This is a genomic window from Nocardia cyriacigeorgica (genome assembly GCF_010858045.1).
In the GTDB taxonomy this organism is placed as follows: domain Bacteria; phylum Actinomycetota; class Actinomycetes; order Mycobacteriales; family Mycobacteriaceae; genus Nocardia; species Nocardia cyriacigeorgica_E.
Map to the genome: position 1 here is coordinate 15,914 of NZ_JAAGVC010000016.1, position 25,787 is coordinate 41,700.

The following is a 25,787-nucleotide window of genomic DNA, read 5'->3' on the forward strand; positions in this document are numbered from 1 at the left end:
GCCCAGCCGAGTCCGGGGCCACACAACACACACCCCTCCTTATGACACATAGTCTGCTCACATCGCCCACACGGTGGGTCCGGGTAGTGCCGTGGTGTATTCCGGCGCTGCTCGCGATCGTCGTCGCCTTCTGGCTGTCGGACCACATCTCTCGAGGCTTCATCGATCTCGAGGTCTACCGGATCGGCATCGACACCCTGCGCGATGGCGGCGACCTGTACGGCGATCTGCCGGAAACGTCGTTCGGCATCGGCCTGCCGTTCATCTACCCGCCCTTCGCGGCGCTCGCGCTGTCACCGTTCGCGCTGCTGCCGTGGAATGTGGCCGTCGTCAGCTACTTCACGGTCTCGGTGGCCGCGCTCGCACTGACCCTGTTCCTGGTGGCCCGCCGGATGTGGCCGCACCAGCGTGGCCTCGGCTGGTGGGCGGCCGCGACCGCGCTGCCGTTGACGTTGCTGCTCGAGCCGACGGTGTCCACGCTGGACTTCGGTCAGGTGAACCTGATCCTGATGGGCCTGGTCGCCGCCGACTGCCTGCCCGAGAAGACCAAGTGGCCGCGCGGTGTGCTGGTCGGTATCGCCGCCGCGATCAAGCTGACCCCGGCCGCGTTCGTGCTGTACTTCCTGGTGCGTCGTGACTACAAGGCCGCGATCACCGCCGCCGCCACCGGCGCGACGGTCACCGCCCTCGCCTTCGCGGTGCTGCCGCGCGAATCGTTCGAATACTGGTTCGGCGGCGGCAACATGTCCGGACTGTCCGGATCGGTGTTCCACACCAACCAGTCCATCCAGGGCGTGCTCGCCCGTTTCGGGATCTCCGGTATCGCCTTCACCGCTCTGTGGCTGGTGCTGGCCGCGCTGGCGCTGGTGCTGGTGTACACGATCATGCGCAAGGTGGCCGATGTGCCGCCGCTGGCGCTGTTCGCCAACGCGCTGCTCGCCCTGCTGGTGTCGCCGATCTCGTGGTCGCATCACTGGGTGTGGGTGGCGCCCGGTCTGCTGATCATGGCCGCGTACGCGAGCCGGCTGCCACGCCAGGCCGCGATCGCCTGCTCGCTGGCGGTGATCGCCGCCGCCTGGGTGTTCTACATCGCCCCGCACGAGAACGTGCCGCAGGGTGAGGATCGGGAGCTCGGCTGGTCGATCGGGCAGCACGTGGTCGGCGACGCCTACGTGTGGGTGGCACTGCTGATGCTGGCCTGGATCGCATTCGCACGGTCGGCACAGCTGCGCGGGAAGCCCGCCTCGCCTGCGGTGCAGGAAGCGCCCGCGGACGAACGGAGCCCGGCCACACGGTGAGCTGCCGCGCTCGCCGGGCGGAGGATCGACCGAGAAGCTCGCGCCGAGGTGGTGGTGCCGTGGGGTCGGCCGCCCGCCTTGGTGAATCGGGTGTCGGCTGTCGAGAAAGGACTCGTCTCTCGGCGCGTAGGACCGGAACTCCGCAGGGGCGCAACTAGGCTCGGCGCCGTGGCGAACGAACTGGTGCTCAATGGTGACGCGCGCGCTCGGGCAGCTGGGCGTTCGTGCTGGCGGATGACGCTCTTGGGCCTGGTTGCCCTGCTGCTCGGCTGCTCCGGCCCGGTAGGCGTGGCTTCGGCGCAGGACTGGGATGTCGTCCGGGAGATCGCGCTGCCGCCGACGTACGCGGGGACCGTGGACAACAGCGCCGACTGCCGACGGGAATATCAGACGCGCGGATTCGAGCCGGCGTCGGCGGATGGCCACCGCCATCCGCTGTTCCTGTACTTCGTCGGCACCAATTTCGGCAAGGACCCCCAGGCAGATCTGCTCGGCAATATCCCCGCCGCGAACGCGGTGACCGCGGCGATGGCGCGCCGCGGCTTCGTCGCCCTCATGGTCGATTACGACAACACCGTGCTCGCCCTGGCCGGCGATCACGGAAACCAGACCCGCTGCCTGTTCGCGCCGCACGAACCGCGCAGCCTGCTCCGCGCGGCCTGCGCGCTGGACACCGTCGACTGCGATCTCGGTATCGCCACCTGGGGACACAGCCAAGGTGGTGCGGTCGCTCACCTGGCGCCCAACCACGACCCGCGGGTGCGCGCGGTGTGGACCACCGGCTACGGCGGCGACATGCGCTCGGTTCTCCCGGTGAACCGCCTGCGGGTGCTGGCCGGTGAGAACGAGAACAACGGCAAACCCGAGGTCCTGAACAAGGCCGCCGGTTTTACCCCGCAGCAGTGTCCGGACGACGGCCGCAGCCATTGCCTGCGCGCCGACGGCAGCGGCTGGGTCATCGTCCGCAGGTCCGAGGTCCAGACCACCGCCGATCACTGCTGGTTCTACCGGCACACCTGCTGGGCCGCCGAAACCTTTCTGGAACCGAGCTGGACCGATCGTCGATCGACCAAGCCGTACGCGATCGAACCCAACGCCGATTGGGTGGCGGAGGTTGTTCGCTCGCCGCGGTGAGCGGAGGGCGTGCGCGGAAACCGGATCAGCTGAATCTGTGGGCGCGCGTGCGGTGCGGCACTCAGCCGGCGATGATCCCGGCGAACGTGCGCCAGCGGCGCTGTCGGTGCCGGAACAGCAACGTGACGAACTGCCGTAGGCCGAATGCGCGCCAGCCGTCTTCGATCTCGATCTCGTCGGTGTAGCGGCAGCGGTTGCCGCCGAGTGGGGTGAAGGTGAGGCGATGGTTCCAGACGCGCACCGGGCCGCCGTGCTCGTTGGTGTAGATCTCGGTGGGTTCGAGCCGTACCACGGTCATGTGGTGGGTCCACGCGGGGATGACGCCGAACATCCACATCCGCGCCACCCCCGACGCGCCCGCCTCCAGCCGTTCCGGCAGGTTCAGTCCGGTCATCCGAATGATCGGCGCCAGAACGTATTCGAACATCTCCGGCTTCTGCGCCAGCCGCCAGGCCTCCTCGGCGGAAATCGGCAGCTCGGTCGACACCGACACCGTGCTCATTCCGCCATCCTTATCGCAATTGCCTCCCGGCGCAACGACTTCCGCGCTACAGCGTCCGGTTGCGGAGATCTATCGCAGGTTTTCGCGTGGGTGCGGTCAGGGGTTCGGTGCACGGCCGTGGACACAGCGGGGGCGCGCCCGTGTGAGGGACCGTTAGCCGGCGGGCTTCGCAATTCAAGACGCCCTCGGTCTGCGGGAGACCGAGGGCGTGCCGGTGGGCGCAGAGGGGTTCGAACCCCCGACCGCTGGTGTGTAAAACCAGAGCTCTACCACTGAGCTATACGCCCGGGCGCTGCCGGTGGGTAACCGGCGGCGACGGGTTATGAATCTAGCGCGGCGAGCGCTTTCTCCCAAGCTGCCTGGTCACGGGGCTCGCCGGGGGCGTTCATCTCCGCGAAACGGATGTAGCCGTCCTTGTCGACGACGAAGGTGCCGCGGTTGGGGTAGCCGGATTTCTCGTTGAACACGCCGTAGGTCTGGGCGACGGCGCCGTGCGGCCAGAAATCGGACAGCAGGGGGAAGGTGTAGCCCTGTTCGGCGGCCCAGATCTTGTGGGTGGGCGGCGGGCCGACCGAGATCGCGATGATCTCGGCGTCGTCGTTCTGGAACTTGGGCAGCTCGTCGCGCACCTTGCACAGCTCGCCCTGGCAGATGCCGGTGAACGCCAGCGGGAAGAACACCACGAGCACGTTCTTCTTGCCCCGGAAATCCGACAGGCTGACTTCCTGGTTGTTCTGATCCTTCAGCGTGAAGTCCGGCGCGAGGGTGCCTACCTCGAGTGGCATCGCTGATCCTCCATCATGTCGGGCCCGGCCGGGCGGCGCGTACACATCGCCCGGCCGCAACCTTAGGTGAAACGCCGGTCAGCGCTGTTTGGAGGGTGCCTTCGGCTGGACGAGGCGGCTGCCCGCCCAATCGCCGAGGCTGATCGCCGAGGTCTGGGTCAGGCCCGCGGTGGGGGCTGCCTCGGCGATCTCGCTGGGATCGACATGGCCGGGCTGGCCGGTCTTGGGGGTGAGCACCCAGATGAAACCGTCGTCGGCGAGCGGTCCGATCGCCTCCATCAGCTCGTCGACCAGGTCGCCGTCACCGTCGCGCCACCAGAGCAGCACGACGTCGATGACCTCGTCGGAATCCTCGTCCAGCAGTTCCGTTCCGATGGTTTCCTCGACGTCGGCCCGAAGGTCGTCGTTGGTGTCCTCGTCCCAGCCCAGCTCCTGGACGACCAAGCCGTGGGTGATGCCAAGCTTCTGAGCGAAATTCTGCGCGTCCGCCGCGGCGACCACGGTGGTGTCCTCCTCAATATGCCGACTACAGGTAGGTGCAAGCGAACATGGTTATCGGCCGCAACGCAAGCCGATCCGATGAATTGGCCACCGGATGTCGCGGGAAATCCAGTGCGATCAGCGCGCCGAGCAGTCGTCACGTACCGCGTTGCGCGCGTCGTTGACCCGGCGGCTGGCGTCGTTGAGCGGGCCCACCGGCGCGGTGTAGTGCATACCCCTGGTGGCCTGCGCCAACGCCCGCGCGGCGGTGACGTACTCGGTGAGCTTGCCCTTCAGGTCTTCGGGCAGATCGTCCTTGGCCGCGTTGACGCCCGCCTCGACCTTGTTGGCGGCGTCTTCGAGGGTGGTCGCCGCGGTATCGCGCTTGGCGTCGTAATCGGGGGCGTTCGAGTCGTGCGCGTCGACGAACTCGTTGTATTTGCTGACCCCGACGCCGGTGATGACGGGGAACTGGCCGCAGTTGTCGGCGATGGCCTTGGCCTGCGCCGCCGCCTTGCGTGAGGAGGTGGCCGCCGCCGAGGACGACGCCGCATAGGTCTTGTAGGCCGACAGGTCGGCGGCATTGGGCGCGGCGGTGCCGTCCACGCTGTTCGAGCAGCCCGCGATCGTCGCTCCCGCGATCAGCGCTGCGGCCGCGCACACCAGCCCGACCCCGCGTGGGTCCAGCAGTTTCATCGTCCTCCCCGCTCTCATTTCTCGTGTTCTGGTCGATATCCGGGCAGCCCCCGAACACCGGTCCACACCGGAAACTGCCGAGTAACCCGTCGAGGAGAAACCGTACTGGATTTGTGGCTGACATGATGACCTGGGACGCATCCTCGGCAAGGATGGAGGGTGCGCCCGGACTTTCGTAAACGGGTGGTCCGCCCACCAGAGTGGCCGCCCGGGGAAACAGACGCCATCAGCTTGTCCGCCCCATGTACGAGGAGCAGATTTGACCGACCTGATCCACTCTTCCGCTCCAGCGCAACCCGCTGTACCCGATTCCACGCCGCCCGGTGCCCGCGACGCGAACGGATCGTCCGCCGGCCGTCAGACCGGCGAACGGGTCCGGGTGATCCGCGAAGGCGTGGCGTCCTACCTGCCCGATATCGATCCGGAGGAGACCAGCGAATGGCTGGAATCCTTCGACGACATGCTCGACCGGGAGGGCCCGGGGCGTGCGCGCTATCTGATGCTGCGCCTACTCGAGCGTGCCGGTGAGCGCCGGGTCTCCATTCCCGCGCTGACCTCCACCGATTACGTCAACACCATTCCCACCGAGAACGAGCCGTGGTTCCCCGGCGACGAAGAGGTGGAGCGCCGCTATCGCGCCTGGATTCGCTGGAATGCGGCGATCATGGTGCATCGCGCGCAGCGCCCCGGCATCGGCGTGGGCGGCCATATTTCGACCTACGCGTCGTCGGCGGCGTTGTACGAGGTCGGTTTCAATCATTTCTTCCGCGGCAAGGATCATCCCGGCGGCGGCGATTCGATTTTCATCCAGGGCCATGCCTCGCCCGGTATCTACGCCCGCGCCTTCTTGGAAGGCCGGCTGTCCACCGATCAGATGGACGGGTTCCGGCAGGAATACAGCCACGGCGGTCCCGGTAAGGGCCTGCCGTCGTATCCGCATCCGCGCCTGCTCGACAACTTCTGGGAATTCCCCACGGTGTCGATGGGCCTCGGTCCGATGAACGCGATCTATCAGGCGCGTTTCAATCATTACCTGCACGATCGCGGCATCAAGGACACCTCCGATCAGCATGTGTGGGCCTTCCTCGGTGACGGCGAGATGGACGAGCCGGAATCGCGCGGGCTCATCCAGGTCGCGGCGAACGAGGGTCTGGACAATCTGACCTTCGTCATCAACTGCAATCTGCAACGCCTGGACGGCCCGGTGCGCGGCAACGGCAAGATCATCCAGGAGCTGGAGTCGTTCTTCCGCGGTGCGGGCTGGAACGTCATCAAGGTGATCTGGGGCCGCGAGTGGGACGCGCTGCTCGGCGCCGACCGCGACGGCGCGCTGGTGAATCTGATGAACACCACTCCCGACGGCGACTATCAGACCTACAAGGCCAATGACGGTGCCTACGTGCGCGATCACTTCTTCGGCCGCGATCCGCGCACCAAGGCACTGGTGGCGGACCTGTCGGATCAGGAGATCTGGAACCTCAAGCGCGGTGGCCACGACTACCGCAAGGTCTACGCCGCCTACGCCGCCGCGATGGCGCACAAGGGCCAGCCGACGGTGATCCTGGCCAAGACCATCAAGGGCTACACCCTCGGCAAGCACTTCGAGGGCCGCAACGCCACCCATCAGATGAAGAAGCTGACGTTGCAGGACCTCAAGGACTTCCGCGACCTGCAGCGCATCCCGATCAGCGACGCCGAGCTGGAGAAGGATCCGTACCTGCCGCCGTACTACCACCCCGGTATGGAGGCCCGCGAGATCCAGTACATGCTGGATCGGCGCAAGGCGCTGGGCGGGTTCCTGCCCGAGCGGCGCACCACGGCCAAGCCGCTGAAGCTGCCGGGTGACGAGGCCTACCGCTCGGTGCGCAAGGGCTCCGGCAAGCAGAACGTCGCCACCACGATGGCGCTGGTGCGGCTGATGAAGGAGCTGTTGCGGGACAAGGAGATCGGCAAGCGGATCGTGCCGATCATTCCCGACGAGGCCCGCACCTTCGGTATGGACTCGTGGTTCCCATCGCTGAAGATCTACAACCGCAACGGCCAGCTCTACACCTCGGTCGACGCGGAACTGATGCTGGCCTACAAGGAGAGCACGGTCGGCCAGATCCTGCACGAGGGCATCAACGAGGCCGGTTCCACCGCGTCGTTCACCGCGGCGGGCACTTCGTACGCCACCCACGGTGAGCCGATGATCCCGCTCTACATCTTCTATTCGATGTTCGGGTTCCAGCGCACCGGTGACGGCCTGTGGGCGGCCGCCGACCAGCTGGCGCGTGGGTTCGTGCTCGGCGCCACCGCCGGTCGCACCACGCTCACCGGCGAGGGCCTGCAGCACAACGACGGGCATTCGCTGCTGCTGGCCTCGACCAACCCGGCCGTGGTCACCTACGATCCGGCGTTCGCGTTCGAGATCGCCCACATCGTGCGTGACGGCCTGCGTCGGATGTACGGCGGCGGTAAGCCCGACACCGGCCCGTACGCCATGCCGGGGATCGAGTCGCACACCCGCGACGAGGCCGATGTGTTCGGCGGCGAGAACGTCTTCTACTACATCACCCTGTACAACGAGCCGTACCAGCAGCCGGCCGAGCCGGACAATCTGGACGTGGCCGGGCTGCTCAAGGGCATCTACCTGTACAAGCCGGGTGCCGACGGCGATGTGCGTGCGCAGATCCTCGTCTCCGGCGTCACCGTGCCCGACGGTGTGCGCGCGCAGGAACTGCTCGCCGAATGGGGTGTGGCCGCCGATGTGTGGTCGGTGACGTCGTGGGGTGAGCTTCGCAAGGAAGCGCTGGCCAAGGAGATCGCGGCGTTGCGCGCGCCCGGCACCGACGCGGCCGTGCCGTACGTCACCGAGGCGCTGTCTCGGGTCCAGGGCCCCTATATCGCGGCCACCGACTGGATGCGCGCGGTGCCCGATCAGGTGCGTCAGTGGGTGCCGGGTGAGTTCGTCACCCTCGGCACCGACGGTTTCGGCTTCTCCGACACCCGTCCGGCCGCGCGCCGGGTGTTCAATGTCGACGCCGAATCCATCGCTGTCGCGGCGCTGGAGGCCCTGGTGCGGGCGGGCAAGGTCGAGCAGTCGGTGCTCGCCGAGGCGGCGCAGCGCTACCGCATCGACGACGTCGACGCCGCGCCGAAGCCGGTGGCGGGCGCGGACGGAGAAACCGAATAGCGCACCATTAGAGGGTGGATCGAAAACCGCCGCGGCCGCGACGGATCTCCGACGGCTCCTCCGAGCACGAGGTGTATCTGCCGACCGGCGCGCTCTCACCGAACCGGCAGACCCGCGACCCGCTCCCGGACACGCTGCTCAAACGCGTGAAGCAGTTCTCGGGGCGGCTGTCCACCGAGGCTGTCGGGTCGATGCAGGACAGGTTGCCGTTCTTCGCCGATCTGGACGCCGCGCAGCGGGCCGGCGTCCAGATGCTGGTGCAGACCGCGGTGGTGAACTTCCTGGAGTGGTTGCAGGATCCCGACAGCGATATCCGGTTCAGCCTGGACGCCTTCCAGGTGATCCCGCAGGATCTGGCGCGGCGGCTGACGTTGCGCCAGACCGTGGACATGGTCCGGGTGGCCATGGAGTTCTTCGAACAGTGGCTGCCCGCGCTGGCGCGCAACGACCGGCAGCTGGTGGCGCTCACCGAGGCGGTGCTGCGATACGGGCGTGAGCTCGGTTTCGCGGCCGCCTCGGTGTATGCCAGCGCCGCCGAATCGCGTGGCGCCTGGGATACCCGGTTGGAGGCGCTGGTCGTCGACGCCGTGGTGCGCGGCGACACCGGCCCGGACATGCTGTCGCGGGCCGCCACGCTCAACTGGGACGCCACCGCGCCCGCCACCGTGCTCGTCGGGACCCCGCCGCGCGATCAGGGCGTCTCGGTGGTCGGTGGGGTGCACACCATCGCCGCCAGGCACGGACGCGCCGCGCTGGCGGTGGTGCAGGGTTCACGGTTGGTGATGGTGGTCAGCGGGCATCTCGACGACACCGCCCAGGTGTCGTCGTTCCTGTCGGATCTGTTGAACGAGGTGTTCTCCGACGGTCCGGTGGTGATCGGACCGACCACGCGCACCTTGGGTGCCGCGCATGCCAGCGCACTGGAGGCACTGGCCGGTATGGAGGCGGTGATCGGCTGGCGAGGCGCCCCGCGGCCGGTGCACGCCTCGGAATTGCTACCCGAACGGGCGTTGCTGGGGGACCGAGCTGCGATCGAGGCGCTGAACGAGTATCTTGTCCTTCCGTTGGCCGCGGCCGGATCGGCGTTGGCGGACACTCTCGATGCCTACTTGGATTGTGGTGGAGCGGTCGAGACGTGTGCCCGTCAGCTGTACGTCCATCCAAATACCGTTCGCTACCGCCTCAAACGAATCGGTGAGATCACCGGGCGTGATCCGCTCAATCCGCGGGACGCGTACGTGCTCCGGATTGCCGCCACAGTAGGTCGTTTGACACGAACTCGTAACGAATCGTCAACTCCAGTATCTGAGGCCACTTACGTCTCGACCGACGGAGATGGGCTGTAACGCGATCGACGGCTGCGTCGATCCGGGCGAGCCACGTGGCGTTTTGTGGAGTTCACACAAAACGGGTCCGCAAGCTTCATTCGCGTCGACATCTCCCGAGAGCCGCCTCACAGTGTTCTCTTAGAGATGTGATCGCGTTGTTCGCCCCTGGACAGGGCTCCCAGACACCCGGCATGCTCGCGCCTTGGCTCGACCTCCCCGGCGCGCATGACCGTCTCGCGCTGTGGTCGAAGGCCTCCGGTCTGGACCTGGTTCGTCTCGGCACCACCGCGACGGCCGAAGAGATCACCGACACCGCGGTCACCCAGCCGCTGGTCGTCGCTGCCGCGCTGCTCGCTTTCGCCGAAATCGACACCGAAACGCTTCCGGCCGATACCATCGTCGCCGGACACTCGGTCGGCGAACTCGCCGCCGCCGCCGTCGCCGGAGTCATCTCCGCCGACGACGCGGTCACCCTGGCCGCCATCCGCGGTGCGGAAATGGCCAAGGCGTGCGCGCTCGAACCGACCGGAATGTCCGCCGTGCTCGGTGGCGACGAAGCCGCCGTGCTCGAACGGCTCGCGGAACTCGACCTCGTCCCGGCCAACCGCAACGCGGTCGGCCAGATCGTGGCCGCGGGCGCCCTGGACGCTCTCGCCGAGCTCGCCGCGAACCCACCGGAAAAGGCCCGGGTTCGCGCGCTGCCCGTCGCAGGCGCGTTCCACACCGCGTACATGGCTCCGGCCCAGGACGCGGTCACCGCAGCTGTGGCAAAGATCGCGCCCAACGAGCCGACCCGGACTTTGCTGTCGAACTTCGACGGTAAGCCGGTCGCCTCGGGTCAGGACGCGGTCGATAAGCTCGCCGCGCAGGTCACCCGGCCCGTCCGGTGGGACCTGTGCACCGAAACGGTCCGGCAGGCCGGCGTTTCGGCGGTGGTGGAACTGCCGCCGGCGGGCACCCTCGTCGGAATTGCCAAACGGGAACTGAAGGGCACGCCGACGCTTGCGCTGAAGACCCCCGCTGACCTCCCCACCTTGGCCGAGCTCACCGGCTCCGGCTAGCTTTCCACCCGCGATCGTGCTTCGAAGATGAGGCCCGGTCGTGACCGAGTTGGCGTAACTTTCCGCCCGCTCGATCCGAAGAAAAACAGTGAAGCCCTACACAGTAACAAGAAGGGAGCCACCAAAGTGGCCGCTCTGACCCAGGAACAAATCGTCGAGGAACTCGGCAAGATCATCGAAGAGGTGACCGGTATCGAGCCCTCCGAGGTGACGATCGAGAAGTCCTTCGTCGATGACCTGGACATCGACTCGCTGTCCATGGTCGAGATCGCGGTGCAGACCGAGGACAAGTACGGCGTGAAGATCCCGGACGAGGATCTGGCCAGCCTGAAGACGGTCGGCGACGCCGTCTCCTACATCCAGAAGCTCGAGGCGGAGAACGCTGACGCCGCCGCGGAGCTCAAGGCCAAGTTCGACAACGCCGAGTAGGGCCGACACCGTGACCACTCCTTCCACCTTGAACGGGAACTTCCCCAACGTCGTCGTAACGAGCCTGGCGGCGACCACGTCGATCGCGGGCGACGTCGATGCGACGTGGAAGGGACTCCTCAACGGCGAGAGCGGCATCGACGTTCTCGAGGATTCCTTCGTCGAGGAATACGACCTTCCGGTCCGCATCGGCGGTCACCTGAAGGTTTCGCCGGACACCCTGCTCAGCCGGGTCGAGATCCGGCGCATGGCCTACGTCGAGCGGCTCGCGACCGTGCTCGGTCGCGAGGTATGGCGCAACGCGGGCAGCCCCGAGGTCGATCCCGACCGGCTGGGTGTGGCCATCGGCACCGGGCTCGGTGGCGGTGACGCACTCATCGATTCGGTGGACAAGCTGAAGAACGGCGGCTATCGCAAGATCTCGCCGCTGGCTGTTCAGATGGTCATGCCGAATGGCCCGTCGGCCGTCGTCGGTCTCGAGCTGAAGGCCAGGGCGGGAGTGGTCACTCCGGTCTCGGCGTGCTCGTCGGGTTCGGAAGCCATCGCCAACGCGTGGCGGATGATCGCCATGGGCGATGCCGACATCGTCGTCACCGGTGGTGTCGAGGGCTACATCGACTCGGTGCCGATCGCCGCGTTCTCCATGATGCGTGCGATGAGCACCCGCAACGACGATCCGAAGGGCGCCTCGCGTCCGTTCGACAAGGATCGCGACGGGTTCGTCTTCGGTGAGGCCGGTGCGCTGATGGTCATCGAGACCGAGGAGCACGCCAAGGCACGTGGGGCCACCATCCACGCCCGCCTGCTCGGCGCAGGCATCACCTCCGACGGCTTCCACCTGGTCGCGCCCGATCCCGAGGGCACCGGCGCCGCGCGCGCCATGACCAGGGCGATGCAGACCGCGGGTCTGTCCGCCAAGGACATCACCCACATCAACGCCCACGCGACTGCCACCCCGATCGGTGACACCGCGGAGGCGAAGGCGATCAACAAGGCCGTGGGCAACCACGCCTCGGTGTACGCGCCCAAATCAGCACTCGGTCACTCGATCGGCGCCGTCGGCGCCCTCGAGTCGGTGCTCACCGTGCTCAGCATCCGGGACGGCATCGTTCCGCCGACGCTGAACCTGGAGAACCAGGATCCCGAGATCGACCTCGATGTGGTGAAGGGCGAAGCCCGCCGCCAGGAGATCGAGTACGCGATCAACAACTCCTTCGGATTCGGTGGGCACAATGTCGCGCTCGCCTTCGGCCGGGCCTGATCCGAGACCCGTCCGACTGATCGACGAACCCGGTGGGGGTTGGCCAACTGAATGGCTCGACCCCCGCCGGGCCCTCGACCTTCGCAGCTGCTAGCGCGGCCACCATCATTGAGGAGAGACGCGATGACAATCTTGGCACCCGCGTATCAGCAGGACACCGCCACAGATCCGCGTGATCCGCTGGGCAGGCTCCAGCGTTTCTTCGATCCAGGAACCATTCTTCCCCTCCATCCGCGCGACAAGTCCGGCGTGCTGGCGGCGATCGGTGAGGTCGACGGTGTGCGCACCGTCGCCTACTGCTCGGATGCCACCGTCATGGGTGGCGCGATGGGTGTCGAGGGCTGCAAGCACATCGTCGACGCGATCGACACCGCCATCGACTCCGGTATTCCGGTGGTCGGTCTGTGGCATTCCGGTGGCGCCCGGCTGGCCGAGGGTGTCGAGGCCCTGCACGCGGTCGGCCTGGTGTTCGAGGCCATGGTCCGCGCCTCCGGTCTGGTGCCGCAGATCTCGGTGGTGCTCGGTTTCGCCGCGGGTGGCGCCGCCTACGGTCCGGCGCTGACCGACATCGTGATCATGGCGCCGGAGGGCCGCGTCTTCGTAACCGGCCCGGACGTGGTGCGCAGCGTCACCGGCGAGCAGGTCGACATGGCCACCCTCGGTGGCCCGGAGACCCACGGCAAGAAATCCGGCGTCACCCATATCGTCGCCGATGACGAGGCCGATGCCATGCACCGCGCCCGCCGGCTGGTGTCGATGTTCGCCGAGCAGGGCGAATTCGATCTGGTCGCCGCCGAGCACGGCAATGTGGATCTCAAGGCGATGCTGCCGGAGTCGGCCAAGCGCGCCTACGACGTCAAGCCGCTGGTGCACGAGCTGCTCGACAATGTCGACGGCGAGTCCAGCTTCGAGGAATTGCAGGGCGGCTACGCGCGCTCGATGGTGACCGGTCTCGGTCGGCTGGGTGGGCGCACCGTCGGTGTGCTGGCCAACAACCCGTTGCGGCTGGGCGGATGCCTGAACTCCGAGAGCGCCGAGAAGGCCGCGCGGTTCGTGCGGCTGTGCGATGCGTTCGGTATCCCGCTGGTCGTCATCACCGACGTGCCCGGTTACCTGCCCGGCGTGAGCCAGGAATGGGAAGGCGTGGTGCGGCGTGGTGCGAAGCTGCTGCACGCGTTCGCCGAGGCTCGGGTCCCGCGCGTCACGCTGGTCACCCGCAAGATCTACGGTGGCGCCTACATCGCGATGAACGCCCGCTCGCTCGGCGCTACCGCGGTGTACGCCTGGCCCGGGTCCGAGGTGGCCGTGATGGGCGCCAAGGCCGCGGTCGGCATCCTGCACAAGAAGGCACTGGCTGCCGCGCCCGAGGAAGAGCGGGAGGCGCTGCACGAACGTCTCACCGCCGAACACGAGGCCATCGCGGGCGGCGTGGAGCGCGCCATCGCCATCGGCGTGGTGGACGAGGTGATCGACCCGGCCAAGACCCGCAGCGTCATCGCGGCGGCGCTGGCGTCGGCGCCCGCGCGCAAGAGCCACCACAAGAACATTCCGCTGTGATCGGCTGAGATCGATTCGGTAGGCGACGAACAGGCCTCGGGCATTCCGGGGCCTGTTCGCGTTGTGCGGGCAAAGTATTCGATGCTGCCGTGGCCGGTGCACGTTGCCGGTGTCTGTTCGATCCCGGCCGGCGCGCTAGCGGCTCGGGCGGACGCCGACCATCGGCAGCAGGGTGCGGCGGGAGAATTCGCGGGCGGCGTCCTCGTCGTCGAGGGGGATGAGCCCGTCCGGGGTCAGCGCCAGCGACTGGGCCAGCCGGGCCATGATCTCGGCGACCAGGTCGGCGTCGAAATCGGCGGCTGCCTCGGCATCGCGCAGTTCGCGCAGCTTCGCGGCCAGATAGGTGCGGCCGACCGCGAGCACCGGACCCGCGTCGGTGGTGAGCCGGGGCAGGATCAACTCCGGTTCCGTGCGCAGAAGCCTGCGCAGCAGTTCATTGCCCGCGATGGCGGCGATGAACGCGACGAAGATCTCCACCAGCTGGTTCTCGGTGCCCGCCACGGTGCGCACCCTGGCATCGATATCGGCGACGAATCGTTGTGCCTCACGCACACTCACCGCCTCGACCAGATCGTTCTTCGATTCGAAACGGCGATAGAGGGTGGCGGGACTGATCCCGGCGCGGCGGGCGATCTCGCCCATGCTGGTGCGCTTGATCCCGAAATCCAGGAACGCCGACAGCGCGCTTTCCAGCAGCGCTTCGCTGTCGGCAGCCGGCTTGTCGAGGATGCGCTGCAGGATGGGCGGGACGGTCGGCATCGAGTCTCCACGGGGACGGCGCACGGCATCACGGCCGTCGCGGCGGTGCGTTCGTTGCCCGCAATTATGCGCCGAGCTCGGCGCCGCGTAGTTCAGTGCCGCGGCAGATCGAATTCGGCCATTTCCTTTTCGATCGCGTTGGCCGCGAAATCCACCCCACTGGAACGTAATTCGTGCACGCGGCGCTGGAGCGCCTCGATACCGCCGGGTTGGGCCGCGATATCGGCCACACTGATCCGCCCCTTAGGCCGGTGCATACTGGACTGCTTGTACGCCACGGACTTACCTCCTGCTCGACAGCGCGCCGCGCCATGGGGCTTACCGGAACACCGTGGACCGAACCGATGATCGGCCGGGGCGGGTGGAGTAGCCCGATAGAGTGGGCGCACTGCCGAAAATGCTAGCAGCGGATCCTACTGGACGCTTGATCAGTGTGGCGGGTATCACAGCACTTTTGCGTTGCGATGTGTGCCGCTGTGATGCAAGTAGGCGAGCGCATTCAGGCGAATGCCATTCTGCTGATCTTCGGTGAGCTCACGGCGCACTTTGCCGGGTACGCCGGCGACCAGGGAACCCGGCGGAATCTGCGCGCCCTCGGGGATCAGCGCGTTGGCCGCGATCAGGCTGCCCGCCCCGATGACCGCGCCGTTGAGCACGGTGGCGCCCATGCCGATCAGCACATCGTCTTCGACCGTGCACCCGTGCAGGATCGCGTTGTGCCCCACCGAGACTCCGGTGCCCACCACCACCGGGAAACCGGGGTCGGTGTGCACGGCGCAGCCGTCCTGGATATTGCTGCGCGCGCCGATGGTGATCTGCTCGCTGTCACCGCGCAGCACGGCGTTGTACCAGATGCTCGCTTCGGCGGCGATGTGCACGCGGCCGATCAGCGTGGCGTTCACCGCGATGAAGGCGGTCGCGTCGACCTCAGGGGCGATCCCGTCGATTTCAATCCTCATGCCGAGCAACTTATCGGGTCGCCCGCGGAGGCCGGTGCCCGGAACAGGGCGCGGCGGGAACCCCGGGGTCATGAGGCGATCGCAGCGGGGAGTCCATGCCCGGGTGAACGGTTCCGGGTGTAGGCGCGGCGGTGCTCCGGGCTCATCATCTGGGCGCCATGATCAGAATCGGGGCCGAGCGGGGCATGGTTGCGGGCAGGTTGCGACATCAGGCCCGGGTTCATGGCACGCCGGGTCCATCTGGGCCACGATGGCGGTATGAGGATCGGTGTGCCGGGGGAGGTCAAGGAGCAGGAGTTCCGGGTGGCCCTCACGCCTGCGGGCGCCGCGGACCTCGTCGGGCGTGGGCATGAGGTAGCGGTGCAGGCCGGGGCGGGCGCGGGCTCGGGATTTCCCGATGCCGATTACGTCGCGGCCGGGGCGCGCATGGTGCCCGACGCGGATGCGGTGTGGGCGTCGGCGGAGCTGGTGCTGAAGGTGAAGGAGCCGATCGCGCAGGAATATCACCGGCTGCGTGACGGGCAGGTGTTGTTCACCTATCTGCATCTGGCGGCGTCGCGCGAGTGTACCGACGCGATCTTGCGCTCGGGGACCACCGCGATCGCCTACGAGACCGTGCGCGCACCCGACGGCACCCTGCCGCTGCTTGCGCCGATGAGTGAGGTCGCGGGCAAGCTGGCCACCCAGGTCGGCGCCTACCACCTGATGGCCCCGCTGGGCGGTGCGGGCGTGTTGCTGGGTGGTGTGCCGGGGGTCCGTCCGGCCGATGTGGTGGTGCTCGGCGGCGGGGTCGCCGGCACCAACGCGGCCACGGTCGCGGCCGGGATGGGTGCGCGGGTGAGCGTTCTGGACACCAACCTGAACCGGCTGCGGGCACTGGACGACCGGTTCGGTGGACGGCTGACGACCATCGCCTCCAACGCCGCCGAAGTCGAACGGGCCGTGCTCGCCGCCGATCTGGTGATCGGTTCGGTGCTGGTGCCGGGGGCGCGAGCGCCGAAACTGGTCTCGCGCGAGCTGGTCGCGGGCATGCGGCCGGGCTCGGTCCTGGTCGACGTCGCCATCGACCAGGGCGGCTGCTTTGCCGGTTCACATCCGACCACGCACGCGAATCCCACCTTCCGCGTGGCGAACTCGCTCTACTACTGCGTGGCGAATATGCCGGGCGCGGTCCCGCACACCGCGACCGTCGCCCTCACCAACGCCACACTGCCCTATATCCGGGCCATCGCCGCCGACGGCTGGCAGGCCGCCTGCGCTGCCGACCCGGGGCTGGCCCACGGGCTCACCGCGGACGCCGGGCGCCTGCTGTCGCCGGAAGTGGCGGCGGCGCACGGGTATTCGACGGTCCGGCGGGTGGGGCTCGCGGGTTGAGTAACGGAGGCAGATCGGCCCGTCAGTCCGTGGCCGGCCGATCACTGTCCGATTCGTTGAGGAACCACGGCTCGCCGGAGTCCGGGATGTCGTGCAGCTTGTCCGGGTTGCGGACGACGTCGATCGCGGTGATGCGGCCGGCGTCGACGGTGAAGGAGAAGACGCCGGTGTGCGTTCCGTCGAACACCACCAGCCCGGGACGGCCGTTGACCAGCACCTTGCGCCCCCACGAGCGCGCCGACGGCGAGCTGTACCAGCCGAGCAGCAATTTGGCGATGAGTTCGGCGCCGGTGACGGGCTTGCGCACGGCGGGAACCTTGCCGCCGCCGTCGGCGGTCAGTGTGACACCGGTGTCCAGCACCCCGAGCAGGGCACTCATATCGCCGGACCGCCAGGCGAGGGCGAACGCGGACACCACTTTTTCGTGTTCGTCCGGTGAGGCCGGGAATCGCGGGGTGCCGTCTTCGACGCGTTTGCGGGCGCGGGAGGCGAGCTGACGCACCGCCGCGGGGGTGCGGCCGACCACCTCGGCGACCTCGGGTCCGGACATGCCGAACACGTCCTGGAGGACGAAGGCGGTGCGTTCGGCCGGGGACAGCGATTCGAGCACCACCAGCAAAGCCATCGTGACGCGCTCGTCCTGGCTGATCTTGTCCGCCGGGTCGTCCCAGTCCACCACCGTCGGCTCCGGCAGCCATTCGCCGACGTACTGCTCCCGGCGCACCCGTGCCGACCCCAGGTAGTCGAGTGCCAGGCGGCCGGTCACGGTGCTCAACCAGGCCCGCAGATTCTCGATCTCGCCGACGTCACCCGCTTCGTGCTGACGCTGCAACCGCAGCCACGCCTCCTGCACCACGTCCTCGGCGTCGGTGAGGCTGCCGAGCGTGCTGTAGGCGAGCCTGCGCAGATAGGGGCGATGTTCCTCGAAACGCCGGGCCAGCTCGGCCTGATCGATGCGTTCGCCACGGTCGTCGGTATGCACTGCGCTTCGCCATCCTCGTCGTGCGGCCCGGGACCGGGCGGTATCGGATCGTGTCGCCGAGATGACGACGCGGGGCGGTCGAGTGTGACATTCCAGCCGCCCCATCGACCAACAGCGTTCGGCGAGCGTCGATTCTTCCCGGACGCGATGCCGATCTACGCGTCACCGCCCCGGAGCGGGAAGCGACGGGTTACGGCGCTCGACCCCGGCGACGCAGCCGCGTTCGACGTGACCTCGGCGCGTCGGCGGCGTTCGCGCTGGATAGTGTCGCGGGGTGGGTAGGGCAACATCGAGGGCGGCGGGGCTGCTGCTCGGATTCGCGTTGGACCGGGTGTTCGGTGATCCGCGGCGCGGGCATCCGGTGGCCGGGTTCGGTTCGGCGGCGCTGGCGTTGGAATCGGTGACCTACGCGGATCGGCGGACGGCCGGGGTGATGCACGAGGCCGTGCTCGTCGGCGCGGTGACCGGGGCCGGGGTGGCGGTGGCGCGCGGGGGAGTCGTCGCGACGGCGCTGGCGACGTGGACGGTGCTCGGCGGGCACAGCCTGGCGCGCGCCGGGCGGCAGATGGCCGAACGGCTCGAGTCCGGTGATATCGAGGGCGCGCGGGCGCTGCTGCCATCGCTGTGCGGGCGCGATCCCGAAGCGCTTGACGCCGATGGGCTTGCCCGCGCGGCCCTGGAATCGATCGCGGAGAACACTTCCGACGCGACTGTCGCGCCGTTGTTCTGGGGTGCGGTGGCCGGAGTGCCCGGACTTCTCGGTTACCGGGCTGTCAACACTCTCGATGCGATGATCGGCTACCGCAACGATCGCTACCAGCGCTTCGGTTGGGCCGCTGCCCGCACCGACGACATCGCGAATCTCGCCCCCGCCCGGCTCACCGGCCTGCTCACCGTGGTGCTCGCGCCGCTGGCCGGCGGGCGGCCCGCGCAGGCCTGGCGGGCGTGGCGCCGGGATGCGGCTGATCACCCCAGCCCGAACGCGGGCGTGGTCGAAGCGTCCATGGCGGGCGCGCTCGGCATCCGCCTCGGCGGGATCACGCAGTACCGGCACGGCATCGAGCAGCGACCCGTCCTCGGCGACGGTGCGCCGCCCACTGTGCCCGATCTGCGTCGGGCGGTGCGGATGTCCGAGGCGGTGCAGCTCGCCGCGGTCGCCGTACTCGCTGGTGTATCGGTGATCCGCTTGCGGCGCTGAATGCGTGCCCCTGGTCGCGAATCGGGCCGACGCCCGGGACCGTCGCCGCGGGGCCTGCCAGATGGAATGCGACCGGACGTGGCGAGTTCAGGGTGCGAAGGCGCGCAGGGTGAGGTCGACGAGGGAGTCGGCGTATTCGCGGGTCAGTGGCCCGGTGCGGAGCAGCCAGCGCTGGAACAGTGGGGCATAGAGCACCTCCAGCACCAGGTCGAGGTCGGCGTCGGCGGCGAGCTGCCCGGCATCCTGAGCGCTGCGCAGGCGCGCCTTCTTCGCTTCGTCGACGGGGCGGGCCAGCTTGTCGCGGTACAGCTCGGCCAGGCTCGGGTCGTTGATGATCTCGGAATTGAGCGCCCGGATCGGTTTCTCGAAGGCCGGGTCGGCGAATTCGGCGACGGTCGCGCGCATCACCTGGCGTAGGTCGGCGCGGAGGTCGCCGGTGTCGGGAAGGGTCATGTCGTTATCGGTTCCTTCGCTGAGCGCGAGGAAGGAATCGAAGATCACCGCGCCCTTGGACGGCCACCACCGGTAGATCGTCTGTTTGCCGACGCCCGCGCGCGCCGCGATGGCCTCGATGGACGTCTTCGCGTAGCCGACCTCGTCGATGAGCTCGCGGGTGGCGGCCAGGATCGCCTGCCGGGAGCGTTCGCTACGCCGGGAATTCTTCTCGGACTCGGGCATGCGCACAGATTAGCACCGAGACGGAACGGTCCGTCTTGACAAAACTCTGACCGTCCTCCACTCTTATCGAGACGAGACGGACCGTCTCGAACAGAAGGAGGGCGATATGACGACCGCCACAGTGTGGTTCATCACCGGTGCTTCACGAGGCCTCGGCAGGGCGTTCGCCGAGGCGGCCCTGGCCGCGGGAGACCGGGTGGTCGCCGCGGCCCGCACGATCGGGCCACTCGACGATCTGGTCGAGAAGTACCCGGGCGATCTGGTGCCGATCTCGCTCGATGTCTCCGATCGCGCCGCGGTCTTCGACGGGGTCGAGCGCGCCGTGGCGGCATTCGGCCGGCTCGACGTCGTGGTCAACAATGCGGGCGGAATGCTGTACGGAATGGTGGAGGAGGCCACTGAGGAGCAGATCCGGGCCCACCTGGACGTGAACTTCTTCGGCGCCGTCTGGGTATCGCAGGCGGTGATTCCGCATCTGCGCGCGCAGGGCGGCGGCCGAATCCTGCAGATCACCTCCATGGGCAGTGTGGGCGGCTTCGCCTCCGTCGGCTTCTATGGTGCGGGCAAGGTCGCAGTGGATGCGGTCAGCGCCGCGCTGGCGATGGAGGTCGAGCAATTCGGTATCGAGGTCACCATCGTCGAGATGGGCGGCTACTCCACCGGCCTGTTCACCGCGGGCACCACCGCCACCGAGCCGGCGCCGCAGTACGAAACCCTGCGCGCCGAACTGGCCGAGATGTGGGGCGAGGATGCGGGACCGGAGCCGAGCACGGCGGCACCGGTGATCCTGGAACTGGCGTATATGGCCGACCCGCCGCGGCGGATCATCGTGGGCGGAAAATCCTTCGACCAGGTTCTGGAGCTGGAATCGGCCAGGATACAGGGCTATCGGGAGTGGGAGCAGCTCAGCCGGATGGCGCCCGGCTGAGCGTGCGGCCGCGAGCAACTTGCGGGCGCGAGCTACTTGCGGGTGCGCCCGTACCGGTCTGCGAGCCGCGCCTCGGTGGACATCCGGTCCGGCGCGGACGCGGAAGTGGCAGCCGCACCCCGGGTTGACGTCTCGCTCGCCGTGCTCGTGCCTTTGCGTGGCGTATCGCCGGATTCGCCGACCGGTGGCTCCGCCGCGACGATTTCCGCAGGCGCGTTTGCCGCGCGCTCCTTACGACGTTCCCGGATCTCGGCATACACGAAATACCCGAGGCCCAGCGGGGCCATGATGCCGAAGGCCAGCCACTGCAGCCCGTAGGACAGGTAGGGGCCCGCGTCCAGCTGGGGGAGCGGGGTTGGCGTGAAGGCGCCGGGCTGGTTCTCGGTGAGTTGCAGGTAGCCGCCGCGGTCGCCGGTGGGCAGCGCGGTGATCGGCAATCCGAGGACCTCGGCGGCCTGGCCGGTGTCGATCGAATAGACCTGACGGTAACCGTCCTGCACGGTCGGCAGCTTGTCCGCGCTCACGCCTTCCGAATGCCGGATCCGGGCCTCGATGCGCTGGGTGCCGGTCGGCGGCTGCTCGACCCGCGGCGGCCGCGAGCCCTCGATCGCGCCCACGAGGCCGCGGTCGACCAGCAGGATGCGGCCGTCGGTCAGCCGGAACGCGGCGAGCACGGAGTAACCGGGCGCGCCGTCGAGGTGGCGCAACCGCACCAGTGCCGTCGAATCCGGGAGGTAGGTGCCCTCGGCGATGACCCGACGCCATTCGGTCGCGTCACCGTCGAACACCGTCGTCACATCGACCGCCTCGGCGTCCACCGATTCGGCGATGAGCTGGTTGCGCTCGGAGGTATCGGTGTTCTTCCCGAGCTGCCACGGCGCGAGCACGGTGAAACACAGGTAGGCGAACGCGGCGACCAGCACGGCCAAGATCAGCCAGCTGGGTCGCAGCAGAAACGCCAACCGGCGCATCAGCGTCCTCCGTCGGCAATCGGTTCCGGTGCGGCGGCGAGGGCCAGGCGCACCCAGTCGAGCAGGCCGGGGATGGCGGCTTCGATCTGATCGTGGACCAGTTCGAAGCCCGAGTCGGGGCCGTAGTACGGGTCGGGTACGTCGAGGCCGTCGGCGTCGGGATCGAAACTGCGCAGCAGCCTGCGCCGCTCGGTCGGGATACCGAGCTGGGCGAGTTCGCGGTCGTGGCCGGAGTCCATGGCGATGACCAGATCGGCGTCACGGTGTCCGTCACCGAAGACGGCGGCCACGTGGCCGGTCGGGTAGCCGTGGCGACGCAAGGTCGCGTTGGTCCGCGGGTCGGCGTCGGCACCGGCGTGCCAGGCGGTGGTGCCCGCGCTGCTGACCCGGACGCGGTTGGCCAGCCCCGCCCGGTACAGGTGCGAAGCGAGGATCTTCTCCGCCATCGGGGAGCGGCAGATGTTGCCCGTACACACGAAGACGAGCTCGAGCGGCATCGACATCATCGATCACCGTGGGGAGCGCACACCATGGAGAACACGCAAACCAAGGTACCGACCTGCTGGATCGGTCAAGCGACCGACTGGGCAATCTCGGCCGGGGCGGCGTCCGATCCGGCACGTAGGGTGTGATGTCGTGTCCGCCGACCGCATCGACCTCGCCGCACTGCGCCACCACGGCGACGTGGAGGCCCGCCCGGGGCTGCTCGACTTCGCGGTGAACGTGCAGGGCAGCGCCCCACCGGACTGGTTGCGCGCCCGACTGGCCGCCCGCCTCGACGAACTCGGCCGCTATCCGAGCGCCGACGACGAGCTCGCGGCCCGGGAAGCCGTCGCCGCCCGCCACGGACGCGCGCCCGACGAAGTGCTGCTGCTGGCCGGCGCCGCCGAGGGGTTCGCGATGCTGCCCCGATTGGCGCCACGGCTGGCGGCGGTGGTGCATCCATCGTTCACCGAACCGGAACTGGCGTTGCGTGAGGCCGGTGTGGCCGTGACTCGGGTGGTGCTGCCGCCGCCCTACGCCCTGGATCCGGAGCAGGTGCCCGAGGACGCCGACCTCGTCGTCCTCGGCAACCCCACCAATCCCACCTCGGTTCTGCACCCCGCCGACACCATCCGCGCCCTGCGTCGGCCCGGGCGCGTCATCGTCGTCGACGAGGCCTTCGCCGATGCCGTCCCCGGTGAGCCCGAGTCGCTGGCGGCCGAATCCATGCCCGACGTCCTCGTCCTGCGCAGCCTCACCAAGACGTGGGCCCTGGCGGGCTTGCGTTGCGGCTACGTTCTCGGCGCACCCGACCAGCTCGCCCGGCTCGACCGCGGACGTCCGCACTGGCCGCTGGGGACCTTGCAGCTGGAGGCGATCACGGCGACGGCCGAACCCGAGGCGATGGCGCAGACGCGAGCGCTGGCCGAGCGGATCGCGCGAGACCGCGCCGCGATGATCGAGCGACTGACAGCCATCGGGGTCACCGTCCACACCCCCGCGACCGGGCCGTTCCTGCTGCTGCGGGTCCGCGACGGCGCGCTGCTGCGTAAACATCTCGCGGACAACGGGATAGCGGTGCGCCGCGCCGACACCTTCCCTGGCCTTGACGCCGATCATCTTCGGGTAGCGGTGCGCGGAGCTGCCGAGGTGGACCGATTGATCGAGGCGATCCTGGTGGCGGAGGGACGGTGACGTTTCCGTCGCCGGGTGCAGGGAGGGTGTTCGGGCGACACGTGATATCGGGCGGCCTGGTTGTTCTCCGCGGCGGGACGTCGCTGCGGGCGGGTAGCCGCGACAGGAGATGATGGCACCGGTCGAATCGGACGATGGAGGTGGAGCGGTGACGACGCTGGCGGAACTCATCGAGGTGCTGGATGCGGCCTACCCGCCGAAGCTGGCCGAACCCTGGGATTCGGTGGGTTTGGTGTGCGGTGATCCGGCGGAGACGGTGCGGCGGGCGGTCTTCGCTGTCGACGCCACCGCGGACGTCGTCGACGAGGCCATCGAGTGGGGTGCGCAGGCGCTGGTGGTGCATCATCCGCTGCTGCTGCGCGGGGTGGACAGTGTCGCCGCCGATACGCCCAAAGGCGCAGTGCTGCATCGGCTGATCCGTTCGGGATGCGCGTTGTTCAGCGCGCACACCAACGCCGATTCGGCCGACCCTGGCGTCTCCGACGCGCTCGCCGCAACGCTCGGACTCACCGTCACCGGGCCGCTCGATCCGAAACCTGCTGCCGCCGTGGACAAGTGGGTGGTGCAGGTGCCGCGCACCGATACCGAGCGGGTGCTCGCTGCGCTGTTCGCGGCCGGTGCCGGTGCGAGCGGCAAGTATCGGGAGGCGGCCTGGAAAGTGGCGGGGATCGGCCAGTTCCGGCCGATGGAGGGCGCCGATCCGGCCATCGGCGCCATCGGTGAGATCGCATACGTCGACGAGGACCGCATCGAACTCGTCGCCCCACCCGCCGCCCGCGGCGCCGTCCTCGCCGCGCTGCGCAGCGCCCACCCCTATGAGGAACCGGCCTTCCACCTCACCGAACGTGCGCCGTTGCCCGGCAGTCTCGGCATCGGCCGCATCGGCACCCTGCCCGAGCCGGAAACCTTGCGCGCCTTCACCGCTCGTGCCGCCGCCGCGCTGCCGAAGACCACGTGGGGAGTGCGGGCAGCCGGTGATCCGGAACGACTCATCCAGACCGTCGCGGTCTGCGGTGGTGCGGGCGATTCGTATCTGGACACCGTCACCCGCCGCAAGGTCGATGCGTATCTCACCTCCGACCTGCGTCACCACCCCGCCGACGAACACCTGCGCCGCCACGGTCCCGCGTTGATCGACGCCGCGCACTGGGCCACCGAGTTCCCCTGGTGCGCTCAGGCCGAATCTATTGTGCGAGCAGAGCTTCCGGACCTGGAGACGCGCGTGTCGACGTTGCGCACGGACCCGTGGACTGTGTCGGCATCGTGAGGCCGGCGCTTCGATAGGGGACGACCCGCCATCACGGCACGCCGTCATCGAGCAGGCTCATCGCCCGTCCGACCTGCCGCGGGTGAGCGCCGATCGTCCGGCCCGATATCGCCGTAGGAGGCGACGACGCCCCGGGCGATGGCCAGCACGTCGTCGACGATGCGCATCGGCGTCACATCCGCCCGTGCCGGCGTTCGTACTCCTCGCGTTCGGCGGCACCCTTCTGGCGTTCACGAGCATCGGCCAGCGCCGGGTCGAGGCCATGCTTGGCCAGCCGATGCCGCCGGTACACATACATCAACGCGACCGTGAAATAGATCAGCGGCAGGTACAACAGCGCCATCATCGCCAATCCCATCCACAGCGGACCGGGGATCAGCAGAAACAGGCACAACGGCACGATGATCGGCACCAGGATGCGCGTCAGGTACCGGCGCGCGGCCCCGGGCCCGGTGAGGTCATCGATCACCCAGTCGCGCATCGACGCGGGCAGCGTTGCGCCGCAGACGTAGCGAATCCGCTGCGTGAAGCTCGGTGTTGCCGGGGCGCTGCTCACCCACCGAGCGTAACGCCGGGCCGGTGCACGGCGTCAGCGGTGCGGGGTCGGGTGGTAGATGAGTTCCTGGATGTTGCCGTCCAGGGTGCGGGATTCGATCAGCTCGAGGTCGAAGTCGTCGGCGCCGTCGAAGACGGAGTCGTTGCCGGTCCGGCCGGTGATCACGGGGAATATCGTCACCTGGAGGCGGTCGACGAGACCGGCGGCCATCAAGGCACGGTTCATCGACAGGCTGCCGTGCGAGCGCAACGGCACATCGGATTCTTTGAGCCGCGCCACGATGTCGACGGCATCGCCGGGCACGACGGTGGCATCCGGCCAATCGAGCGGCCCGGTCAATGTGCTCGACACCACCGTGGCCGGCAGGTTCCGCATCCTGGTGACCCATGGGTCTCTCAGATCCTCGGCATCGTGAGGCCGGCGCTTCACCGCGGATGTGCGGCTCGCGCCCGAACCATGTCCACGCGCGCTCCGCGCATCGGGATGCCCTCGCGGACGAGCCGTTCCGGTGCGGTGCCGCCGTGGCAGGAGGCCGGTGTGCCGTCCGCATGGACGACCCGCCACCACGGCACGCCGTCGTCGAGCAGGCTCATCGCCCGTCCGACCTGCCGTGGGTGGGCACCGATCGCCCGGCCGATATCGGAGTAGGAGGCGACGGTCCCCGGGGCGATGGCGAGCACCGCCTCCCGGACGTCGTCGACGATCGGGCCGGCTGCCGCGCGAAACTCCACG

27 protein-coding genes, 1 tRNA gene and 1 pseudogene are annotated in these 25,787 nt (G+C 68.5%); 13 read left to right on the forward strand and 16 right to left on the reverse strand.

The window, feature by feature from the left end:
• Positions 1-86 precede the first annotated feature (86 nt).
• Both GV790_RS15960 and GV790_RS15965 read left to right on the forward strand, forming a co-directional pair.
• A complete protein-coding gene (locus GV790_RS15960; RefSeq protein ID WP_280213467.1) occupies positions 87-1,298 on the forward strand; it encodes a glycosyltransferase family 87 protein in 1,212 nt (403 codons plus the stop codon).
• A 168-nt stretch (positions 1,299-1,466) separates the two neighbouring features.
• Positions 1,467-2,432 (forward strand): hypothetical protein, encoded by a 966-nt coding sequence (locus GV790_RS15965; RefSeq protein ID WP_163814148.1) that lies wholly within the window; start codon positions 1,467-1,469, stop codon positions 2,430-2,432.
• Positions 2,433-2,493: 61 nt separating this feature from the next.
• On the opposite strand, the gene GV790_RS15970 is transcribed toward GV790_RS15965, so the two are convergent.
• The 5 genes from GV790_RS15970 to GV790_RS15990 form a co-directional block, all read right to left on the reverse strand.
• Positions 2,494-2,934, reverse strand: a complete 441-nt coding sequence (locus tag GV790_RS15970) for an SRPBCC family protein (RefSeq protein WP_163814149.1) — start codon at positions 2,932-2,934, stop codon at positions 2,494-2,496.
• Between the two features lie 215 nt (positions 2,935-3,149).
• Positions 3,150-3,221 (reverse strand) — tRNA-Val (locus GV790_RS15975).
• 33 nt (positions 3,222-3,254) lie between these two features.
• Entirely contained in the window at positions 3,255-3,719 is a 465-nt protein-coding gene (locus GV790_RS15980; RefSeq protein ID WP_014349919.1) for a peroxiredoxin, read from the reverse strand.
• Between the two features lie 78 nt (positions 3,720-3,797).
• Entirely contained in the window at positions 3,798-4,220 is a 423-nt protein-coding gene (locus tag GV790_RS15985) for a DUF3052 domain-containing protein (RefSeq protein ID WP_014349920.1), read from the reverse strand.
• A gap of 117 nt (positions 4,221-4,337) precedes the next feature.
• Positions 4,338-4,895 carry a hypothetical protein gene (locus GV790_RS15990; RefSeq protein ID WP_163814150.1) on the reverse strand — a complete coding sequence of 186 codons (558 nt, stop codon included), beginning with the start codon at positions 4,893-4,895 and terminating at the stop codon, positions 4,338-4,340.
• Positions 4,896-5,274: 379 nt separating this feature from the next.
• Here GV790_RS15990 and aceE point away from each other — a divergent pair, with 379 nt between their 5' ends.
• The 6 genes from aceE (at position 5,275) to GV790_RS16020 (ending at position 13,706) form a co-directional block, all read left to right on the forward strand.
• The gene (gene aceE / locus GV790_RS15995) at positions 5,275-8,070 is read left to right on the forward strand and encodes a pyruvate dehydrogenase (acetyl-transferring), homodimeric type (RefSeq protein ID WP_163814217.1); all 2,796 of its coding nucleotides are present in this window, start codon (positions 5,275-5,277) and stop codon (positions 8,068-8,070) included.
• A 44-nt stretch (positions 8,071-8,114) separates the two neighbouring features.
• Positions 8,115-9,416: a PucR family transcriptional regulator gene (locus GV790_RS16000; RefSeq protein ID WP_375139400.1), complete on the forward strand. Its 1,302-nt coding sequence runs from the start codon at positions 8,115-8,117 to the stop codon at positions 9,414-9,416.
• A 128-nt stretch (positions 9,417-9,544) separates the two neighbouring features.
• Positions 9,545-10,459: an ACP S-malonyltransferase gene (locus GV790_RS16005; protein WP_163814151.1), complete on the forward strand. Its 915-nt coding sequence runs from the start codon at positions 9,545-9,547 to the stop codon at positions 10,457-10,459.
• A 126-nt stretch (positions 10,460-10,585) separates the two neighbouring features.
• Positions 10,586-10,888, forward strand: a complete 303-nt coding sequence (gene acpM / locus GV790_RS16010; protein ID WP_014349925.1) for a meromycolate extension acyl carrier protein AcpM — start codon at positions 10,586-10,588, stop codon at positions 10,886-10,888.
• Between the two features lie 10 nt (positions 10,889-10,898).
• Positions 10,899-12,149, forward strand: a complete 1,251-nt coding sequence (locus GV790_RS16015; protein WP_163814152.1) for a KasA/KasB family beta-ketoacyl-ACP synthase — start codon at positions 10,899-10,901, stop codon at positions 12,147-12,149.
• A 123-nt stretch (positions 12,150-12,272) separates the two neighbouring features.
• Positions 12,273-13,706: an acyl-CoA carboxylase subunit beta gene (locus GV790_RS16020; RefSeq protein ID WP_163814153.1), complete on the forward strand. Its 1,434-nt coding sequence runs from the start codon at positions 12,273-12,275 to the stop codon at positions 13,704-13,706.
• A 135-nt stretch (positions 13,707-13,841) separates the two neighbouring features.
• Here the strand turns inward: GV790_RS16020 and GV790_RS16025 are convergent, their stop codons facing one another.
• The 3 genes from GV790_RS16025 to GV790_RS16035 form a co-directional block, all read right to left on the reverse strand.
• A complete protein-coding gene (locus GV790_RS16025; RefSeq protein WP_163814154.1) occupies positions 13,842-14,465 on the reverse strand; it encodes a TetR/AcrR family transcriptional regulator in 624 nt (207 codons plus the stop codon).
• A gap of 92 nt (positions 14,466-14,557) precedes the next feature.
• Positions 14,558-14,722 (reverse strand): hypothetical protein, encoded by a 165-nt coding sequence (locus tag GV790_RS16030; protein ID WP_218586424.1) that lies wholly within the window; start codon positions 14,720-14,722, stop codon positions 14,558-14,560.
• Positions 14,723-14,908: 186 nt separating this feature from the next.
• On the reverse strand, positions 14,909-15,424 hold the full coding sequence (locus tag GV790_RS16035; RefSeq protein WP_163814155.1) for a gamma carbonic anhydrase family protein: 516 nt from the start codon (positions 15,422-15,424) through the stop codon (positions 14,909-14,911).
• 258 nt (positions 15,425-15,682) lie between these two features.
• Here GV790_RS16035 and ald point away from each other — a divergent pair, with 258 nt between their 5' ends.
• Positions 15,683-16,798: an alanine dehydrogenase gene (ald, locus tag GV790_RS16040; protein WP_163814156.1), complete on the forward strand. Its 1,116-nt coding sequence runs from the start codon at positions 15,683-15,685 to the stop codon at positions 16,796-16,798.
• A 22-nt stretch (positions 16,799-16,820) separates the two neighbouring features.
• Here the strand turns inward: ald and sigJ are convergent, their stop codons facing one another.
• On the reverse strand, positions 16,821-17,780 hold the full coding sequence (gene sigJ, locus GV790_RS16045; RefSeq protein ID WP_163814157.1) for an RNA polymerase sigma factor SigJ: 960 nt from the start codon (positions 17,778-17,780) through the stop codon (positions 16,821-16,823).
• 274 nt (positions 17,781-18,054) lie between these two features.
• Here sigJ and GV790_RS16050 point away from each other — a divergent pair, with 274 nt between their 5' ends.
• Positions 18,055-18,978 carry a cobalamin biosynthesis protein gene (locus tag GV790_RS16050; protein WP_163814158.1) on the forward strand — a complete coding sequence of 308 codons (924 nt, stop codon included), beginning with the start codon at positions 18,055-18,057 and terminating at the stop codon, positions 18,976-18,978.
• Between the two features lie 87 nt (positions 18,979-19,065).
• On the opposite strand, the gene GV790_RS16055 is transcribed toward GV790_RS16050, so the two are convergent.
• Positions 19,066-19,656: a TetR/AcrR family transcriptional regulator gene (locus GV790_RS16055; RefSeq protein ID WP_163814159.1), complete on the reverse strand. Its 591-nt coding sequence runs from the start codon at positions 19,654-19,656 to the stop codon at positions 19,066-19,068.
• A gap of 106 nt (positions 19,657-19,762) precedes the next feature.
• Here GV790_RS16055 and GV790_RS16060 point away from each other — a divergent pair, with 106 nt between their 5' ends.
• Entirely contained in the window at positions 19,763-20,584 is an 822-nt protein-coding gene (locus GV790_RS16060) for an SDR family NAD(P)-dependent oxidoreductase (RefSeq protein ID WP_163814160.1), read from the forward strand.
• Between the two features lie 32 nt (positions 20,585-20,616).
• On the opposite strand, the gene GV790_RS16065 is transcribed toward GV790_RS16060, so the two are convergent.
• A complete protein-coding gene (locus GV790_RS16065) occupies positions 20,617-21,555 on the reverse strand; it encodes an SURF1 family cytochrome oxidase biogenesis protein (RefSeq protein WP_163814161.1) in 939 nt (312 codons plus the stop codon).
• Positions 21,555-22,052 carry a low molecular weight protein-tyrosine-phosphatase gene (locus tag GV790_RS16070; protein ID WP_375139398.1) on the reverse strand — a complete coding sequence of 166 codons (498 nt, stop codon included), beginning with the start codon at positions 22,050-22,052 and terminating at the stop codon, positions 21,555-21,557. Before GV790_RS16070 ends, GV790_RS16065 begins: the two co-directional genes overlap by 1 nt.
• Before the next feature lie 139 nt (positions 22,053-22,191).
• Here GV790_RS16070 and cobC point away from each other — a divergent pair, with 139 nt between their 5' ends.
• Positions 22,192-23,232, forward strand: a complete 1,041-nt coding sequence (gene cobC / locus GV790_RS16075; RefSeq protein ID WP_163814163.1) for an Rv2231c family pyridoxal phosphate-dependent protein CobC — start codon at positions 22,192-22,194, stop codon at positions 23,230-23,232.
• Positions 23,233-23,344: 112 nt separating this feature from the next.
• Entirely contained in the window at positions 23,345-24,499 is a 1,155-nt protein-coding gene (locus tag GV790_RS16080) for a Nif3-like dinuclear metal center hexameric protein (RefSeq protein ID WP_163814164.1), read from the forward strand.
• Positions 24,500-24,543: 44 nt separating this feature from the next.
• On the opposite strand, the gene GV790_RS16085 is transcribed toward GV790_RS16080, so the two are convergent.
• The 4 genes and pseudogenes from GV790_RS16085 to GV790_RS16100 form a co-directional block, all read right to left on the reverse strand.
• Positions 24,544-24,666: a hypothetical protein gene (locus GV790_RS16085; RefSeq protein WP_256673336.1), complete on the reverse strand. Its 123-nt coding sequence runs from the start codon at positions 24,664-24,666 to the stop codon at positions 24,544-24,546.
• A 5-nt stretch (positions 24,667-24,671) separates the two neighbouring features.
• Positions 24,672-25,055: a DUF5313 family protein gene (locus GV790_RS16090; protein ID WP_163814165.1), complete on the reverse strand. Its 384-nt coding sequence runs from the start codon at positions 25,053-25,055 to the stop codon at positions 24,672-24,674.
• 33 nt (positions 25,056-25,088) lie between these two features.
• Positions 25,089-25,454, reverse strand: a pseudogene (locus GV790_RS16095) (dihydrofolate reductase family protein); the annotation flags it as partial.
• 26 nt (positions 25,455-25,480) lie between these two features.
• Positions 25,481-25,786: an MGMT family protein gene (locus GV790_RS16100; RefSeq protein ID WP_280213463.1), complete on the reverse strand. Its 306-nt coding sequence runs from the start codon at positions 25,784-25,786 to the stop codon at positions 25,481-25,483.
• Between the last annotated feature and the right edge of the window lies 1 nt (position 25,787).